Origin of the sequence: Shewanella aestuarii (assembly GCF_014647215.1) — a bacterium.
GTDB classification, from domain to species: Bacteria; Pseudomonadota; Gammaproteobacteria; order Enterobacterales; family Shewanellaceae; genus Shewanella; species Shewanella aestuarii.
Map to the genome: position 1 here is coordinate 432894 of NZ_BMOT01000002.1, position 18719 is coordinate 451612.

Here is an 18719-nt window from a genome sequence, read left to right on the forward strand (position 1 = left end):
ATTCAGTGCTCTTACTCGTCCCAGTTATGTCAATAACTGGGATTTTTGTATCTGATTGAATCATGTCGATGTTAAGTGATCATTTTGTGTGTTTTCGCGGTATAACATCAGCAGTAAATCTTTGGAGATAAACATGCTTAATATGGATTTTCGTCTGCGGGTGCATATCAATACATTTGATGAGCAATGGCAACCAAGCCCCGCAGCGGGTGTGTGGCGTAAACGGCTTGCAAGAGAAGAGGCTGAACGAGGCCATGCAACCAGTATTGTAAAATATGATGCGGGTGCTAGCTTTGCGACTCATCCACACCCATTAGGGGAAGAGATACTCGTATTGTCAGGGGTGTTTTCCGATGAAACCGGTGATTACCCCGCCGGTAGCTACCTTCGTAATCCACAAGGTTTTAGCCATGCGCCTTTTAGCCTTCAAGGGTGCGAATTACTGGTAAAACTGCATCAGTTTCAAACTACAGATACCGAGCAAGTTCGAGTCGATACGCACAATACACCTTGGTTGCCAGGTTATGGCGACTTAAAGGTGATGCCATTGCATCAACATAATACAGAATCTACCGCACTTGTATTTTGGCCCGCTGGGGCAAAGTTTCAACCTCATCGTCATTTTGGTGGCGAAGAAATTTACGTCATAAGTGGTGTGTTTATGGATGAATTTGGTCAGTATCCAGCAGGCTCTTGGCTGCGAAGTCCACATTTAAGTCAACATAATCCTTATGTGGAACAAGATACGATTATTTGGGTTAAAACCGGCCACCTATAATTAAGTCGTTGTGTTATTGGACTTTTAAAAATTCAATTTTAACGATATATTAACCTTTCACCTATATCAGGATAAATATTAGCAATGGATGCTTTTACTTTACATATATCAACGGCGATTGTCAGTGCCATGATGGTCGTCAGTTTGCTCACCTTTTATTTTGTCGGTAATCGTGAGCGCAGTCTTATCGACTGGAGTATTGCTGGTGGATTATTCTTTTTTAGCAATGCCGTAGGTATTGCCTCTTATTTTTTAGATATTCCCTATTGGCTTGGTCCCGCATTAACTAATGCTTGTTATATTCTGGCTCATCTAGCATTGCTTGCAGGTATTAGGCGCCATCTTTTATTGCCAGCAAACTGGTCGCTAATGCTTTGGGTTGCCGTGGCGGTGTTTTTTGCTCATTACATACCAGGTTTATTAGAAACAATTACCCATAGATTACTTTATATTTATCCGTTATTAATGGCGATCAATGTTTTCACTGTGTTCACGATCGTCAAGGGCGTAAAATCGAAAAAACTTCACGTCATTTATTATCCCTTTATGTTTGCTGAGTTAATCTTTTTTGGTCAGCAATTAGTGCGATTTATCTTTATTGTGTTCGACAATCAATTGCCTTTAAGCATTTCGGGTGATCATTTGTTACAGACCTTGGGCACCTTAGCTGTGATGACTTTTTTATTACTGATGATTTTGTCCTGTTGTCTTATCGTTTACCGTCAACAGCAGCTTAAATTATTCGATGCACTTGCGGTTGATCCATTAACCGGCTTACTGAATAGCCAATCTTTACCAAAGCAAGCAAAACACATTTTTGCGCAATGTAATACTGCCAAGCCCTTAGGTATTATGGTGGTTGAGATAGCTGCATTACCTCAATTAAGTGGACAATATGGCTACGTGGCAAGTGATAGCGTGATAAAGCATATTGCCAATGTGTTGAAATTTACTACTCATATTGAAGGCGGTATTTTCCGAAGTCACACGAATAAATTTGCGTTGTTTATTACAGGTGCGAAGACCGAGCAATTGCAGCGTTTAAGTGAGCGCTTAGTTGAAAAAGTGGCCTTATCACAAATAAAGGGCTTGCCTGATAGCATTCAGCTTAATTTGCATGTCGGTTATTCGATACAAACTTCCGATGATCAAAGCTGGCAACTACTGCTGCAGCAGGCAGAGCAAAAATTAACGCAAACTAAGCCCACGGATCAGACACTAGACCAGAGGAATGATAAAAATATCATCTTTGATAGATTCGGTTTTATTGCTTGATGGCTGTGAATTAAATAGAGTGTGAATGGGTTTGTTATGTAAAAAAATGCGGCAATGAGCCGCGTTTTTCTGACAGCCAGCGCTAACGAGATCGCATTACAGTTTACTGACTTTGTACATCACTAGGCAGCGTGACAAAAATATCCCGCTAAATATGCCATATAACATACAAATAAAAGCAATATTTAACGTGTTATCAAGCATGGGTGAAGCACTCGCACTTGCAAAACCAACCAAATATTTAGTAAAGAAAATAGCCATCATTAAGAGTAGAGGAACCCAGCTTCCTGGAATGGTTAGAGTCTCTTGTTGTTTAGAGAACACCACCGACTTTGGAAAAGCGAGTTTTATTCCAACCGCTGTTGTTACAAAAAAACCAATCATCCAAAAGCCAATTGTCAGTAATGCTATGTCAAATGCAGAAATGACCCCCACTAATGAAAAGATAATCATAGCCAAAGGTAAAATGAAAATTGTTCTGAGTTTTACCACGCGCGGCTGACGCTGGGTTAATCCTAAAGCCAGCAGTGAAAAAAACACTGCAAATACCCAGACAGGGGTGTGAGTGATGACATCTTGCAAAACCAATATCCTTATTTTAATTGCTGCAGAATAATGCCTTTATTGCTTGGTTATCAGTTTACCTCGCACCTAAGACATTGAATGTGGTGAATATAGCGAATAATTGATAATAGGCATAGTTTATTTAACAATATTTTTACATGTGTGTTTTTGAAGTCAATTTGATGAAGTAAATATTTTGCTGGAGTGGGTTTTAGCCAATCATCCTAGGTCAGTTTTACTTGGTATGGCTTATCACCTCAGCTTGTCATATCAAACCGCTTTTACGCCCTTTAAGGTGGGGATTAGTCGCAATAGCCTAGGGCGTTTAGGCGTAATTGTGCGATTGTCAGTAGCAAGTGCAAATTTGGCGGCAAATACTTTGATGTTTATATTTCTGATTTAACTTCAATAGCTAATTGGCTTGCTGTTGAAATTAAGTCACATCAATTTTGTTGGGAATGTGCCATTAACGGAAGATAAACCTAGCATTCGTCTTCCGTTAATTCTTCAGCAGCAATAAAATAAATTGATAACAAAATCATTTATCATTCAGTACACAGGCTAATAGCGCCTTACTCTGGATCATAATCTAACACAGGAGCTAACCAACGCTCGGTTTCTGCTAGGGTCATGCCTTTACGTTTAGCATAGTCTTCAACCTGATCCTTACCCACATTCGTCACCCCAAAGTAGCGTGATTTAGGGTGGGCGAAATACCAGCCAGAGACTGCCGCTGTTGGGAACATGGCATAGCTTTCGGTAATATTTAAGCCAATGGTTTCATTTGGCTTTAATAGATCCCATAGTAAGCCTTTTTCGGTGTGATCTGGGCATGCAGGGTAACCCGGTGCAGGGCGAATACCTTTGTACTTTTCGCGAATTAAGGACTCATTATCCAGTGCTTCATCTGCAGCATAACCCCAAAACTCTTTACGCACTCTTTCATGCATGCGTTCGGCAAAAGCTTCAGCTAAACGGTCGGCAAGGCATTTCAGCATAATGGCATTATAGTCGTCATGATTGGCTTCAAAACGGGCAACGTGCTCATCAATACCGTGCCCAGCAGTGACTGCAAAGCCACCCATGTAGTCAGCCACGCCTGAGTCTTTGGGTGCTACGAAGTCTGATAAACAGAAGTTGTCATTGCCAACACGCTCAAGTTGCATCCGTAAATGGTGAGTGGTCATTTCTACCTGAGTTCGGCTTTCATCTGTGTAAAGCTCAATATCATCATGATTAACTGTGTTGGCTGGGAATAATCCCATTACCGCTTTTGCGGTTAACCATTTTTCACTGATGATGGTTTGCAGCATAGCTTTACCGTCGGCAAATAGTTTGCGCGCTTCTTCGCCAACGACGTTATCGTCTAAAATATCAGGGTAGCGGCCATGAAGCTCCCAGCTTCTAAAGAAAGGTGTCCAGTCAATCCGATCAACTAAATCTTCAAGCGGGTAATCATCGAATACTTGGCGCCCCAATACATTCGGTTTAAATGGGGTATAGTTTTCCCAATCATGTGTGCAGCGATTTTCGCGGGCAACCTCAATGGGGACAATGGTTTTACGCTTAGTTTGTGATAAACGTTTTTCACGCATAACATCATACTCAGCATATTCTTCGTCAATGGTCGCTTGGCGAGTGTCATTATTGATAAGCTTAGACACCATAGGTACTGCGCGTGAAGCATCGGCAATATAAATTGCCCCATGAGGGTAATGTGGTGCAATTTTCACTGCGGTATGAATTTTTGAACAGGTAGCCCCACCAATAATGGCTGGAATAGTCAGCCCTTCACGATGGAATGTTTTGACGTTATGCACCATTTCATCAAGGCTGGGTGTGATCAGTCCCGACATGCCAATAATATCAATGTTGTGCTCTTTTACTGCGTCAAGAATTTTATCAACCGATACCATTACACCTAAATCGACAACCTCGTAGCCATTACAAGCCAGTACCACGCCGACAATGTTTTTGCCGATATCGTGCACGTCACCTTTAACTGTGACCATTAAAATTCGCCCGTTTGATTGGCCTTCTACTTTTTCAAGTTCGATAAACGGGTTTAAATAGGCCACGGCTTTTTTCATTACTCGAGCCGATTTTACTACTTGAGGCAGGAACATTTTACCCGCACCAAATAAGTCGCCAACCACATTCATGCCATCCATCAACGGCCCTTCAATCACATCAAGCGGTCTTGTGGCTTGTAAGCGGGCTTCTTCCGTATCGACATCAATAAACTCAGTGATACCTTTAACGAGGGCGTGGGATAAACGTTCATTTACTGGCAAACTGCGCCATGCTAAATCTTCTTTTTTAGCCACTTGGCTGCCGTCACCACGATATTTTTCGGCGATATCGAGTAACTGTTCGGTGTTTGTTGAATCGGCAACGGGGCAGGGTAGATTCAATACCACGTTTTCGACTTTGTCTTTTAAATCGGCGTCAATGTCATCGTAAATAGCCAGCTGGCCAGCGTTTACAATACCCATGTCCATACCCGCTTGAATGGCATGGTATAAAAACACCGCATGGATAGCTTCACGTACCGGGTTGTTACCACGAAACGAGAAAGACACGTTTGATACGCCACCGGAAATCATCGCATAAGGTAAAGTAGATTTAATGTCTTTAATGGACTCGATAAAATCGACTGCGTAGTTGTCGTGCTCTTCAATACCTGTGGCTATCGCAAAAATGTTGGGGTCGAAAATAATGTCTTCTGGCGGAAAGCCAACCACGTCGACTAACAAACGGTAGGCTCGGGTACAAATTTCAGTTTTACGGGCGCGAGTATCAGCTTGGCCTTCTTCATCAAAAGCCATCACAATCGCAGCTGCACCATAACGTTTAACTAAGGTGGCTTGTTTAATAAAGGCTTCTTCGCCTTCTTTCATCGAAATCGAGTTGACAATCGACTTACCCTGTACGCATTTAAGGCCAGCTTCAATCACTTCCCATTTGGATGAGTCAATCATGATTGGCACCCGGGAGATATCAGGCTCTGAGGCGATCAAATTCAAAAACTTCTTCATCGACTCAGCACCATCAAGCATGCCTTCGTCCATGTTTACGTCGATGATTTGTGCGCCGTTCTCAACCTGCTCGCGGACAACATCGAGGGCTTCTTCAAATTTCTCTTCTTTAATAAGGCGTAAAAACTTTGCCGAACCTGTTACGTTAGCGCGTTCACCCACGTTAACGAATAAAGAGCTAGCATCAATGGTTAATGGCTCTAGTCCAGACAGGCGACATGCAACCGGAATATCAGGAATACTTCGCGGCTCATGATTGATCACAGATTCACGAATAGTTTCAATGTGTGCCGGCGTGCTACCACAACAGCCACCGACAATATTGAGCATACCTTCACGGGCCCAGTCGCTGATCACTTCTGCCATTTCTTCAGGCGTTTCATCGTAACCGCCAAACTCATTGGGCAAGCCAGCATTAGGATGAGCAGAAACATAACATTCGGCAATTCGAGAGAGTTCTTCAACGTAAGGACGAAGCTCTTTTGGGCCTAAAGCACAGTTAAGTCCAATGGATAATGGCTTGATGTGGCGCAGTGAGTTATAGAAACCTTCTGTTGTTTGCCCTGTAAGGGTACGTCCTGATGCATCTGTGATGGTACCTGAGATCATCACCGGCAAACGATCGCCTAGCTCGTCAAAGACTTTCTCAATAGCAAACAGTGCCGCTTTGGCGTTAAGCGTATCAAAAATGGTTTCAACCATGATGATATCAGCGCCGCCTTGAATCAGCGCAGTGGTTGATTCAACATAAGCTTCTACTAGCTCATCAAAGCTGACATTTCGAAAGCTTGGGTCGTTTACATCTGGACTGATGGAACAGGTGCGGTTGGTGGGGCCAAGTACCCCAGCAACGTAACGTGGATAGCCAGTTTGCGCGGCAACTTCATCGGCGGCTTCACGGGCAACTTGGGCACCTTGTAAATTGATTTCTGCCGACAACGACTGCATGTCGTAATCAGCCATAGCAATGGTGGTGGCATTAAAGGTATTGGTTTCAATAATGTCAGCACCTGCCAACAAATATTTAGTATGAATATCTTTGATAATTTGGCGTTGGCTCAGCACCAACATGTCGTTGTTACCTTTAACATCGCAATGCCAGTCTTTAAAACGCTCACCGCGATAGTCGGCTTCTTCCAATTTGTAGTCTTGGATCATGGTGCCCATTGCACCGTCGAGAATGACAATTCGCTCTTTCAGCGTAGTTGTAAGTTGTTCAAGAACCTGACTGTAGGAAGTCGACTTAAGCATAACTCATTACCTTTTAATGCGGTGGCGCTTAGCTAACAAGGCACCAAATTGTATCTAACTTATTATATTATCGAGTTTTAATTAATGCATCGTGAATAGCGGGCACTCGACAAGCAGAATTTTGTTTGGACATTTATACGTATAGACGTCCATAATACGCGAGTTGTTATCTTTAGGGCAAGGCAGAAATCCATGAAACATCTTCAATTGGTATTCCTGCGCCATGGTCACTGCCAAGGCGGAGACATTCTGCGTGGAAAAACCAATGTGCCTTTGTCAGAAAATGGCCTAATACAAATGCAGCAGGCTTTTGCTAGTTTGCTTACATTGCCTGATGTTGTGTATTCATCTTCACTTAAACGCTGCCTGCAGTTTAGTGACCTTATCGCAAAACAGCATCAATTGCCCATCAAGGTGTTGGACGGTTTACAAGAAATTGATTTTGGAGAATGGGATGGTCAAACATGGCAAACCCTGTATCAAAAGCATGAGCCACAGTTAACCGAATATTGGTCAAACCCTTGGGATATTAAGCACACACCGCCAAAGGCAGAGTATTTGGGTGATTTTAGTGCCAGAGTGCAAGCTGCTGTGTCGCAAATAATATGGCAGATGCTGCAGCGTTCAGCAGCAGAACCTGAGTCCTATAAAGAAGATTCGATCCCATCGGCATTAATAGTCACCCACGGTGGCGTGATGCGATGTATAATGGCTGCCATCTTGGGTGTTGAGCAAGCTGCAGGTATTTTTAGTCAGTTTCATTTACCTTATGCTGCGCTATTTCATGTTGATGTTTTTGTCGATGGGCAATACCTTGAAAATGTCGACCAAGATACATTCGCGTTTAAAAACCTTAGTGTGAGATTAAACTGGCCAGCGCTGAGTGATTCATCACAAGGTTAACGCCAATCGTAAAATATAGTCATGAGTATTGGGAATCGGGAAAGCCCGAACTGTACCCGCAACTGTGAATATGATGCCAGCCTTACTTGGTAAGCCATATAAGTCAGATACCAGCTTGAGACTATCCATTTTTGCCTGAGCGGGATAACTCAGTGGGGCATATATATGTTTGAAATTCTGTTTGCTTTTATAGTCGGTAACCTTGCTATAGGTGGTCTTATTTATCTAGCTGCAAGGCTATATTTGGGAGGCGATGTTTGATGTCTTCAAGTATTGATGCCGTTATCGTAACATCTCACTCTGATAATCTAGCCTTGTCTGTTAATGGTATTAGTTGGCATGTTGACGATGCCGCTATCTTAGCGGATATTTCCTTTGCGCTTCACAAAAAGCAAATGCTCGGGGTGATAGGGCCAAATGGTGCGGGTAAGTCGAGTTTACTTCGATGTCTTTATCGTTATATCACTCCCACACATGGGCAAATCCGCCTGTTTGATCAAGATATTAACCAATTTAGCGCCAAGGCATTTGCTACCCAAGTTGCCGTAGTACAGCAAGACACGCTACAATTTTTTGATATGAATACCAGCCAGCTGGTGGCCATGGGGTTAACGCCGCACAAAGGCATGTTCGATGGCCACACCACCGCTGATAATCAACTGATAAACGATGCCATTCAAAAAGTGGGTTTAACCGACAAGGCCTTTTTGCAATACAGTCAATTGTCAGGAGGTGAAAAACAGCGCGCATTAATCGCCAGAGCCATAGTGCAACGTCCTAAATTATTGATACTTGATGAGCCCACAAATCATTTAGATATTCGTTACCAGATCCAAATTCTAGAGTTGGTCAAAAGCTTAGGCATTACCGTTATCGCCTCTATCCATGATTTAAATTTAGCCAGCGCTATGTGTGATACTTTGGTATTGCTCAATAAAGGCCAGCTGGTGGCTCAAGGCACGCCTAGCGCGGTACTCACAGAGGCACAAATTGGTGAGGTATTTGAGGTATGTTGTGAGGTCAAGCCGCATCCGCAACATGCTAAACCCTTAGTGAATTACTTTTACGGTTATATGTCGCAACCTTTACCTCATTCGCCATATAAGCCGAGCCCTAAAGCCGAACAACATTCATCTTTGTGTGATATTGAGGTTCAGTCATGAGCCCAGTTAAAGATCAATACAGGTATCGACTATTTCTATGTTTTTTAGCCTTGTTTGCCACATTAAGCCCTATTGCAGCGGCAAGTTTTGGCGCTGCGAATATCAGCTTTAATGATGTGCTTCAGGCCCTAATGCAGCATCTTCCTTGGCAAGAGAGCGCGCAATCATCTGGCATAACCGAACGGATCGTATTTGAGCTGCGTTTTCCGCGCATTGTGCTTGCGTTTATTGCCGGAGCAGGCTTGGCGCTAGCGGGTAGCGTGTTACAAACTGTTACCCGTAATCCGTTGGCTGATCCCTATTTGTTTGGTATTAGTTCCGGAGCCTCTTTTGGCGCGGTATTAGTATTCAGCTTTTTGTCCAGTGGGCTGTTCGATCAAATTCAGGTAACGGCCATGTCTTCTGGGCGACTTGATTGGTGGAGTTGGCAAAACTTGTTATTACCCGTAGGGGCATTTGCTGGGGCCTGTTTATCGGTATTGTTGGTGTTGAGTTTGTCAGGTTTAGGACGAAGCAGCCAGGTTGAACGCATGTTGTTATCGGGTGTGGCAACCTCGTTTTTATTCGGGGCACTGACCAGTTTATTACTGTATTTTTCAAACCCACAAGCCACGGCATCAGTACTGTTTTGGTCATTAGGTAGCTTTGCTAAAGCTAACTGGGTTGGGGTGATTCTCCCCAGTGTTATTGTGCTAGGCAGTTTAGCGGTGATTGTTGTTTTTAAACGCCAAATTGTAGCACTGCAAGCGGGAGATGAAACAGCCCATACCCTAGGGGTCAATGTGGCTAAATTACGTCTTAATATGCTGTTGCTGTGCTCGTTAATTACCGCGGTATTAGTGGCTAGTTGTGGCGGAATTGGCTTTGTAGGGTTGATGATCCCCCATTGTGTTCGCCTACTGTTTCCTGGACGTCAGCCTATGATAGTGACCGCCATTGTGGGTGGGTTATTTATGGTGTGGATTGATGTTGTGGCGCGCTGCGTATTAGGTAATCAGGAGTTACCTGTCGGTATTATCACAGCGGCAATAGGCAGCGTGTTCTTCTTATTTATCTTAAGACATCGGCGTTAAATGCCTGTGTTGTTAATTTCTTTGTCATTGTTATCTTTGTGGAGCGTTTATGTTTGCAGTTGACCACGTTAGTCATAAATTCGACGACATCATCCAGCATAAAATTGATCAAAAAACCAAACCTAAAGGTGCGCTAGGTCAGTTGGAGTTATTGGCTAAACAGGTTGCACAAGTTCAGTTATCACGTGATCCAAAGGCTAAAAAACTGCATATAACTCAGCCAGGATTACTGGTGTTTGCAGCTGACCATGGCATCGCGCAATATGGTGTGTCGATTGCGCCAAGTGAAGTCACCAGCCAAATGGTCGCGAATTTTGTTAACGGTGGCGCAGCGGTTAATGTGTTCTGCCGTCAAATGGGTTTTAATCTGGAAGTGATAGATGCTGGAATACTTGCTCCGTTAGGCTTGGATGGTATTACTGAACACAGATTGGGTAATGGTACTGCGGCAATGCATCTAGCGCCAGCAATGAGCCTTGAGCAAGTTAAACAAGGTTTTGAGGCGGCTCATGAAGTTGTTGAACGTCATGTATTGTCGGGGTGTAACCTTATCGCGTTAGGTGAAATGGGGATAGGTAACACCTCTTCAGCGGCTGCAATTATGGCTGCTTTGTTGGAGCTTGACGTGACTAGTTGTGTCGGCAGAGGTACTGGCATAGATGATAAAACCTTGGCTTTGAAAACAGCGTTGCTTAATGAAGCATTGAAATTACATCGACCCAAATTGACTTCGCCAGTGCATATATTGGCTTATTTAGGTGGCTTTGAAATTGTGCAAATGACGGGGGCAATTTTAGCCGCAGCAGAACAGAAAATATTAGTGTTAATAGATGGGTTTATCTCTACCGCAGCGGCTCTTGTCGCTGTAAGATTACACCCTGCAGCAAGAGACTATTTAGTGTTTGCCCATGAGTCGGAAGAGCAGGGGCATAAATTGATGTTAAGCCATCTAGGGGCACAGCCAATTTTATCTTTGGGCTTACGCCTAGGTGAAGGAACCGGAGCCGCATTAGCGTTACCAATAGTTCAAGCCGCAGTGAATTTTTATAATGAGATGGCCAGCTTTGAAGATGCTGGCGTCGAGAATGTGGTCTAAGGAAAGTATGTTCAATCTATACCGTGGTTTAAGACAGTTAAATTTATTTTTTGTCGCGTTGAGCTTTTTTACGCGCCTGCCCATTCCATCTTGGGTGGTCATTGATGCTGAAAAACTCAATCAATCAAGCCGATATTTTGGGGTAGTAGGATTAGCTATTGGCTTAATCAGCGGGTTAATTTTTTGGCTAGCTCAGTTGGTGCTGCCAGCCAATATTGCTGTGCTACTAGCCATGGTTGCCGGAGTGTTAGCAACAGGTGCTTTCCATGAAGATGGCTTAGCGGATACCGCCGATGGCTTTGGTGGCGGCTGGAGCGTTGAAGATAAGCTGCGCATTATGAAAGACTCACGTCTTGGCAGCTATGGTGCATTAGCCATTGGTTTAGCATTATTATTAAAGTGGCAGTTGTTGGTTGAGTTGGCGTTATACAGCCCAATGGCAGCCATTAGCGGTTTTGTGGTGGCGCATACATTAAGTCGTGTGTTAGCCGCGAGCCTAATTTTTAGTGAAAAATATGTCCGTGATGACAGCGGTAAATCTAAACCATTAGCACAGCAACAATCATTTAATGATCTGTTAATTTTATTAGCCAGCGGTTTGTTTGTTTTACTCTGGTTAAACGGCGTGGCCGCTTTTGCTTTGTTTATTATTCTGTGGTGTGTCAGGTTTTTATTGGGCAGCTTATTTAGGCGACAAATTGGTGGCTATACCGGTGATACTTTGGGTGCTGCGCAACAAGTCAGTGAAATAGTATGTTACCTGGTAATCTTGGTGGTTGGATTAAGTTAATGATCCATTTAGTGCTTGGGGGCGCCAGAAGCGGTAAAAGCCGATTTGCTGAAAACTGGGTCGCCCAGATGACAGCCTCAATCCCCCAAGCTTGCCCCCCTGTGTACATTGCAACCGCCACCATAGGCAATGATGACGAGATGGCAAACAGAATTGCTCGTCATCAAGGCGATAGAAGAACCAGTGCTTTAGCCTGGATAACTTTAGAGACACCATTGGCATTAGCCGAGTGTTTAACGCGAATAGATAAAGCTAATCAAGTTATTCTGGTTGATTGCCTAACCCTCTACTTAACCAATCACCTATTGCGCGCTAGTCTCAATACCACAGCTGAAACCTTGCGCAGAATGTCGGCAACAAATTTAGCCTCTCACGACTGGCAAACAGAAAAAAATCATCTTCTAGCGGTATTGCCGACACTTAAATCACATGTGGTTTTGGTCAGTAACGAAGTGGGCTCAGGTATTGTGCCTATGGGCGAACTGAGTAGAGAGTTTGTCGATCAAGCCGGATGGCTAAATCAAGCAATTGCCGCGCTGGCGGATGAGGTTAGTCTTGTCGTGGCAGGATTACCACTTATGTTAAAAACAGCTATCAATTCATGATCATAAATAACCCTCAAGTATCAAATATTACTTTAATGACTCAATTTAGCCGATTGCAAGGCAGCTTAATGGTGCAAGGCACCACCTCCGATGCAGGAAAAAGTACCTTAGTCGCGGGGTTGTGTCGGTTGTTTGCGCGTAAAGGCATTAATGTTGCGCCATTTAAACCACAGAATATGGCATTAAACAGCGCTGTCACCGAAGATGGCGGGGAAATTGGCCGAGCCCAAGCGCTGCAGGCGGTGGCATGTCATCTTAAACCCCATACCGATTTTAATCCTGTATTGCTCAAGCCTAGCTCAGACACAGGTGCGCAAGTGATTATTCACGGTAAAGCGTTAACCAACCTTGAAGCTAAAGCTTTTTTCGGGCCCCAAAGTCAAGGTTATAAGACCATGGCGCTTAATGCCGTTATGACATCCTTTAATCGCCTACAGCAAAGGTATGATTTGGTGATTATTGAAGGTGCAGGCAGCCCGGCAGAAATCAATTTACGCCAAGGTGATATCGCCAATATGGGGTTTGCTGAAGAGGCCGATTGTCCGGTGATTATTATTGCCGATATTGATAAAGGCGGCGTATTTGCCCACCTTGTGGGTACACTGGCTTTATTAAGTCCGTCAGAACAAGCTAGGGTAAAAGGATTTGTGATAAACCGTTTTAGGGGAGATATCAGCCTACTGCAATCTGGCATAGATTGGCTAGAAAACTATACCCAAAAACCGGTGCTAGGAGTCTTGCCTTATTTACACGATCTACATTTAGACGCCGAAGACAGTTTAATCGCATCACCTGCTTCAACCCAGTGCAATGCTTCACAACAAAAGCTGGTGGTTTTAGTGTTAGTGTTTCCGCGGATCAGTAATCATACTGATTTTGATCCGTTAAGGCTGCACCCTCAGGTGGAGTTTCGATATATCAGTATGGCGGAACAACATAAACCCTTTCCTGCTGCCGATTTAATCATTCTACCTGGCAGTAAAAATGTACGTGCAGATCTGAATTTCATGCGGCAACAGGGCTGGGATAAAGCCATTTTTAAGCATTTACGCTATGGCGGCAAAGTGATGGGGATTTGCGGTGGTTATCAAATGCTTGGGAAAATGATTGCTGATCCCTTAGGTATTGAAGATGTCGCTGGCAGCACTCCAGGGTTAGGCCTATTAGATATCGTTACCGAATTGACAGCCAAAAAAGTGCTTACTCAGGTGAGCGGCCAGTTACAACTTAATCAACAACAGGTGCGTTTTGACGGCTATGAAATTCATTGTGGGATATCAAATTTTACCGCGACAACCGTGACTCACCCCGTCACTATTTCAACGCCTACGGGGCAAAACGATGGGCAAGTAAGCCAAGATAATCGGATCCTCGGTACCTATATTCATGGATTATTAGATAACCCATCAGCGTGCCAGCTGCTTTTAGATTGGGCAGGGCTTGAGCAAGCTCAAGTTATCGACATCAACCAAATCCGCGAACAACAATTGAACCGCCTAGCCGATGTACTTGAAGAACATTTAGATTTGAAAAAGTTAATAGGAGTGATTGGATGATGGATAGCAACAAAGACGAAAACCACATTGACGAACAAAAAGCCCAACGTCATAAGGCTCGCCAACAAAAAGTAAAACAAGGTGTGGATGCAAAGATTGCCGCAGCACAGGAAGAAAAAGGTATTTTACTGGTGTTAACGGGTAACGGTAAGGGCAAGTCAACCTCAGGTTTTGGCTCGGTTGCTCGCGCCGTCGGCCATGGTCAAAAAGCTGCTGTGGTGCAGTTTATCAAAGGCACTTGGGCTTGTGGTGAACGTAATTTACTGGAAGGGGCAGGTGTTGAATTTCATGTCATGGGCACAGGTTTTACCTGGGAAACCCAAGACAAAGAAAAAGACACTAAAGCGGCCATGGAAGCCTGGGAACACGCCGAGAAACTATTGCAGGATGAGTCAGTTAACTTATTGTTGTTAGATGAATTAACTTACATGGTTAGCTACCATTATATTGAACTTGAACGCGTATTAACGGCTTTAAAAAACAGACCCGCAATGCAACATGTGATTATTACCGGCCGAGCTTGTCATCGAGAAATTATTGAGCTTGCGGATACCGTCAGCGAAGTGCAACCCATCAAACACGCGTTTAATGCAGGTATCAAAGCCCAGTTAGGGTTTGATTATTAATCTTATTATTTGTCGCTAAAAGCATAATATGCTTCTAGCGGCATTATTTATTGGCGCAAATCCAATTCACTACTTTCTGCTGCATTTTGATTTGTAGAGACAGATATTAACGACAGATTCAAGTTCATCACAACTAACTCCCACCCAGCTAACGTATGCTTGTCTAAGCACAAAAACATTTTCAAGATCTTAACAGCTTAGGTTGTCGATATTTGACCACATCAATTCATTCAAATTTAAAATAACCGCCTTGTTTAAATAAGGATGGGCTTGACCACTTTACTCTGCACTACTTATTTTTTGAATAATAAAATGCCGACTGAAAGACTATTGGCGACTAGACTAAATAATGATTTTCCCTCAAGTAAAGCTGAAGATTAATTGAGTATCTTTTTCATAAACTCGCTATTTATGATTTGGTGTCTAAGCTTAAAAAAAAGGAGCCGCCATGTTTAAAAGTATCCGTATCAAGTTCTCGTTAATGTTTATAGCCATTGTCATTGTGTTAATTTCAGTGACGATATTTGATGCTAGCAGAATCAATAACACATTAGCGCAGTTACAAGAGTTCAGCCAACAGTTCAATCCGGCCACTTCTGCGATTTTGAACGCTGATAGAGATTTATATCAGGCACAATTAAGTGCAGTAAGTTTGCTGGATAAAGATCTGAGTGATAGTCAACGACAAAAAGAAATACAAAATTGGCAAGATAATGTTGATCAGGCTAAAGACAGAATGTTGCAATTTAGACAACTGTTAACCGGCCACCCCATGGTCACAGGTGCCACCAAGGATTTCGACAGACAATTTACTACTTGGTATCAAGCTTCAAGCCGTGTCATTGAAGCCGTTAAAAAGCAAGACTTTGTCAATGCCAAAAAAATTCATAATGAGGTTGCAGAAAAAGAGTTTGGCACCTTAAGAGATATTTATAACGCCGCAGGTGAAGCCGCTGACAATAGGGTTAAAGAGCTTGATGACATAATCAGCGAACGTACGGCAACTGAGAACACTATGTCGATTGTTATCTCATTGATTGTGGTGATTTTCGCGTTAGTTGTAGCCTATTATGGCCCGAAAACTATTGTGGATGCGATTAATGACATTACCCACAGAATTAATGATATTGCAAATGGTGATGGCAACCTCACGCAGCGGATCAAAATTAGTCGAGAGGATGAAATTAGTAGTTTAGCAAGAGCATTTAATCTGTTTGTTGAGCAATTACAAAACATGATAATCAGTATTAACTCGCACTCCAATGAAGTGAATCTTTCCGTCGAAAAACTATCCCAAAAATCTAGCGAGACATTAGATATTAGTACAGATCAATCGCAATTTGTGGAAACCATTGTTACAGCTGTGAATGAGATGAGTGCAGCAGTAAGAGAAGTGGCATCAAATGCAATGGACACAGCGACTGAAATCAATAAGGTTAACGATCAAACTATCGAAGGGAAAAGAGTCTTAGGATTATCGATTGATCAAATTGATGAGCTTTCCTCTTCAGTTAGCCAAGCGGTAAAAGTGATAGAAAAATTATCAGAAAACTCATCTAGTATTGCTTCTGTACTGGATGTCATACGCGGTATTGCTGAGCAAACAAACCTATTGGCTTTGAACGCAGCGATCGAAGCAGCAAGGGCTGGCGAACAAGGCCGAGGGTTTGCTGTTGTAGCTGATGAAGTGAGAACCTTAGCCAGCAGAACGGAAACTTCCACCCAAGATATTCAAAAAATGATTGAGATATTGCAGCAAGGGGTTTCTGATGCTGTCAAAACCATCGAAGCTGGGGCGGCATTAACTGACTCAACAGTTGCACTAACAGCACAAACACAAACCGCTTTGGATGAGATTTTATCTTCAACATCTAGAGTGAGTGATATGTCGAGTCAAACAGCCACAGCAACCGAGGAGCAAACTCATGTATCTGAGGAAATTAACCGTAATCTCACTGAACTTTCGGACAAAACGATACATTGCCATGATGTGATTAATGAAACCCAATCGATTGTGAAAGCAACTCGAACAATATGCAATAAACTACAACGCGAGGTATCTCGTTTTAAAGTTGCCTAAATATAGTGTTACCACGTTATTGTTGTGAGTTGTTGATTTGTCATTCTTTAATCTAAAATCTTGATTATAAATGAATATAAAACAACTGGTTATACCGATGTTTTGGTTGAAATTACCTGCGATAGACTAACTAATGACGCCTAACTTCGACTTGTTATCAGTGCAAAGTTTAAGTTTTACTGTAAGTCTATTGATTAATAGTGTTTTTAAATATGGTTTATTCATCTATTAATCCGATTTGAGGTTATTAGCATAATAAATATGCAATGTGATCTTTTATAAAAATCGTTAGTTGCCTGTGCTTGAATATTTGATTTATCTGTTTATCTTTGCAGCAATAAGTGAATGTGTTTCACCCAATAAAAAGGCCAACTTAGATTAAGTTGGCCTTTCATTTTTATTTTAACAGCCTAGCGGCGTCTTCTACTACGACGGCGCATACGGCCTTCTTTGTCGGCTGAGGTATCACCTGTGGTGCCATTTTTCTCTTCATGGTGATCGTCATGTTCGTCGTGATCATCATCTAAGTTGTCGTTACTGTGGGCTAAAGTAACTGGAGAATCCAATTTTACTTCTTGCTTAGGTTCAACTTTCTTGTCGCCTCTGAATACTGATTTCAAAATGCTGGTGACACCTTGTAGCTTTGCCGGTGCTTCTGTTTTGGTTTTTTCAGTATCAGATTTTTTGCTGGTTTTTTCAGTCGGCACAGCAGGGCTTTCTTCAAAAACTTTTTCCAGTTTTTGTTCTATATTGTTTTTAAGTTCTTCAGAAAATTGAATATTATCAATTTTCTCTTGCGACTTTTTTGGCGCGATGTCATCAATCGATTCCCCCGGCTTTAAGCGCACTGCAACATTATCTAAGCTTGCTGAAGGACGAATAGGCTGTGGGTCTAAAGATGCAGTTCTTGGTCTGATTTCGGCGACGTTATCTAAGTTTGTTGCTTTAACGGCAACGGGATCTAAAGATAGCGATTTTGTCGGAATGGGATCTAGGCTCAAACTTGGGCTAGCTATTGGATCTAATGCAGATCTTGGCGTTGCTATCGGATCTAGAGATAGCGATTTTGTTGCTACAGGATCTAAAGATGATGTTATAGCCTCAGAAAGCGATTTTGTGGCTACAGGATCTAAAGATGATGTTATAGCCTCAGAAAGTGATTTTGTGGCTACAGGATCTAAAGATGATGTTATAGCCTCAGAAAGTGATTTTGTGGCTACAGGATCTAAAGACGCAGATATAGGATCATGAGCAGGTTTAGTCACAACAGGATCTAAAGACGCAGCGATAGGTTCAGAAGTAGGTTTAGCAACAACAGGGTCTAAAGATACATTAGGTGTGCTGTCTAATATCGCTTGAGGAGGCGTAGGAACAGATGCTTGATCTTGTGCTCGCTCAACAACACGCTTGTCAAACTCGCTGGTCACTTCGGTGATTTCAGATTTGGCAATGCTAACGGCATCAACCAATTCTTCTAATATCTTTTGATAGCCTTCGTACTTGTTTTCAATGGTATTGATGTTGTTTTTCACATCATCACTTAGCTTGCTAGTAAGGCGCTTGTAGATATTAATCTCTTGTTCTAGCTCATAAAGATATGTTTTAGAATACTTTACAGACTCATCCATCTCATTGATTTTTTCATGTAGTTCATTACGTTTGGTATTGAATTCATTAATCAATTCGGTAGGAATTTCAGCTGGTGATGTTGGCGGCGGAACAACGCCCGCAAACTCGCCAATGTGGCTAACCGGTAGCCATTGGGTAAATGAAGGGTGCCAGCCATAGCAGTCAGGCTCATTTTGTAAAAATGCAATAGCCTCACTTTGAGTTAATGGCCCTGAAACATCGCCATCATGTGAAAAAAACCATTTTTTCATAGTTATCATTCTTATTTAGTCGTTATCAACAGTGGTTGTGA

General features: G+C 42.7%; 14 protein-coding genes and 1 riboswitch. Of the genes, 11 read left to right on the forward strand and 3 right to left on the reverse strand.

Going from position 1 to position 18719, the window contains the following annotated elements; translation table 11 throughout:
- Nucleotides 1–133: 133 nt before the first annotated feature.
- A complete protein-coding gene (locus IEY03_RS05755; RefSeq protein ID WP_188840394.1) occupies nt 134–778 on the forward strand; it encodes a cupin domain-containing protein in 645 nt (214 codons plus the stop codon).
- Between the two features lie 84 nt (nt 779–862).
- The gene (locus tag IEY03_RS05760) at nt 863–2053 is read left to right on the forward strand and encodes a GGDEF domain-containing protein (RefSeq protein WP_188840395.1); all 1191 of its coding nucleotides are present in this window, start codon (nt 863–865) and stop codon (nt 2051–2053) included.
- Between the two features lie 96 nt (nt 2054–2149).
- Here IEY03_RS05760 and IEY03_RS05765 read toward each other — a convergent pair whose 3' ends face one another.
- A complete protein-coding gene (locus tag IEY03_RS05765; RefSeq protein WP_188840396.1) occupies nt 2150–2635 on the reverse strand; it encodes a DUF6622 family protein in 486 nt (161 codons plus the stop codon).
- Nucleotides 2636–3189: 554 nt separating this feature from the next.
- Entirely contained in the window at nt 3190–6906 is a 3717-nt protein-coding gene (gene metH, locus IEY03_RS05770) for a methionine synthase (RefSeq protein ID WP_188840397.1), read from the reverse strand.
- Nucleotides 6907–7098: 192 nt separating this feature from the next.
- Here metH and IEY03_RS05775 point away from each other — a divergent pair, with 192 nt between their 5' ends.
- The 9 genes from IEY03_RS05775 (at nt 7099) to IEY03_RS05815 (ending at nt 16798) form a co-directional block, all read left to right on the forward strand.
- Entirely contained in the window at nt 7099–7809 is a 711-nt protein-coding gene (locus tag IEY03_RS05775) for a histidine phosphatase family protein (protein ID WP_188840398.1), read from the forward strand.
- Between the two features lie 6 nt (nt 7810–7815).
- A riboswitch (cobalamin riboswitch) is annotated at nt 7816–7942 on the forward strand.
- A 127-nt stretch (nt 7943–8069) separates the two neighbouring features.
- Entirely contained in the window at nt 8070–8972 is a 903-nt protein-coding gene (locus IEY03_RS05780) for an ABC transporter ATP-binding protein (RefSeq protein WP_188840399.1), read from the forward strand.
- Complete coding sequence (locus tag IEY03_RS05785; RefSeq protein ID WP_188840400.1) at nt 8969–10045, forward strand: FecCD family ABC transporter permease; 1077 nt, start codon at nt 8969–8971, stop codon at nt 10043–10045. Before IEY03_RS05780 ends, IEY03_RS05785 begins: the two co-directional genes overlap by 4 nt.
- 49 nt (nt 10046–10094) lie before the next feature.
- Nucleotides 10095–11141, forward strand: coding sequence for a nicotinate-nucleotide--dimethylbenzimidazole phosphoribosyltransferase (gene cobT, locus IEY03_RS05790; RefSeq protein WP_188840401.1), 1047 nt, complete (start codon nt 10095–10097; stop codon nt 11139–11141).
- A gap of 7 nt (nt 11142–11148) precedes the next feature.
- A complete protein-coding gene (locus IEY03_RS05795) occupies nt 11149–11931 on the forward strand; it encodes an adenosylcobinamide-GDP ribazoletransferase (protein WP_188840402.1) in 783 nt (260 codons plus the stop codon).
- Complete coding sequence (gene cobU / locus IEY03_RS05800; protein ID WP_188840450.1) at nt 11931–12536, forward strand: bifunctional adenosylcobinamide kinase/adenosylcobinamide-phosphate guanylyltransferase; 606 nt, start codon at nt 11931–11933, stop codon at nt 12534–12536. Before IEY03_RS05795 ends, cobU begins: the two co-directional genes overlap by 1 nt.
- 35 nt (nt 12537–12571) lie before the next feature.
- Nucleotides 12572–14092, forward strand: a complete 1521-nt coding sequence (locus IEY03_RS05805) for a cobyric acid synthase (protein WP_229778214.1) — start codon at nt 12572–12574, stop codon at nt 14090–14092.
- Nucleotides 14089–14718, forward strand: coding sequence for a cob(I)yrinic acid a,c-diamide adenosyltransferase (gene cobO / locus IEY03_RS05810; RefSeq protein ID WP_188840404.1), 630 nt, complete (start codon nt 14089–14091; stop codon nt 14716–14718). Before IEY03_RS05805 ends, cobO begins: the two co-directional genes overlap by 4 nt.
- 448 nt (nt 14719–15166) lie before the next feature.
- Nucleotides 15167–16798, forward strand: a complete 1632-nt coding sequence (locus tag IEY03_RS05815; protein ID WP_188840405.1) for a methyl-accepting chemotaxis protein — start codon at nt 15167–15169, stop codon at nt 16796–16798.
- Between the two features lie 410 nt (nt 16799–17208).
- On the opposite strand, the gene IEY03_RS05820 is transcribed toward IEY03_RS05815, so the two are convergent.
- Nucleotides 17209–18678 carry a DUF4339 domain-containing protein gene (locus IEY03_RS05820; RefSeq protein WP_188840406.1) on the reverse strand — a complete coding sequence of 490 codons (1470 nt, stop codon included), beginning with the start codon at nt 18676–18678 and terminating at the stop codon, nt 17209–17211.
- Nucleotides 18679–18719: the final 41 nt, after the last annotated feature.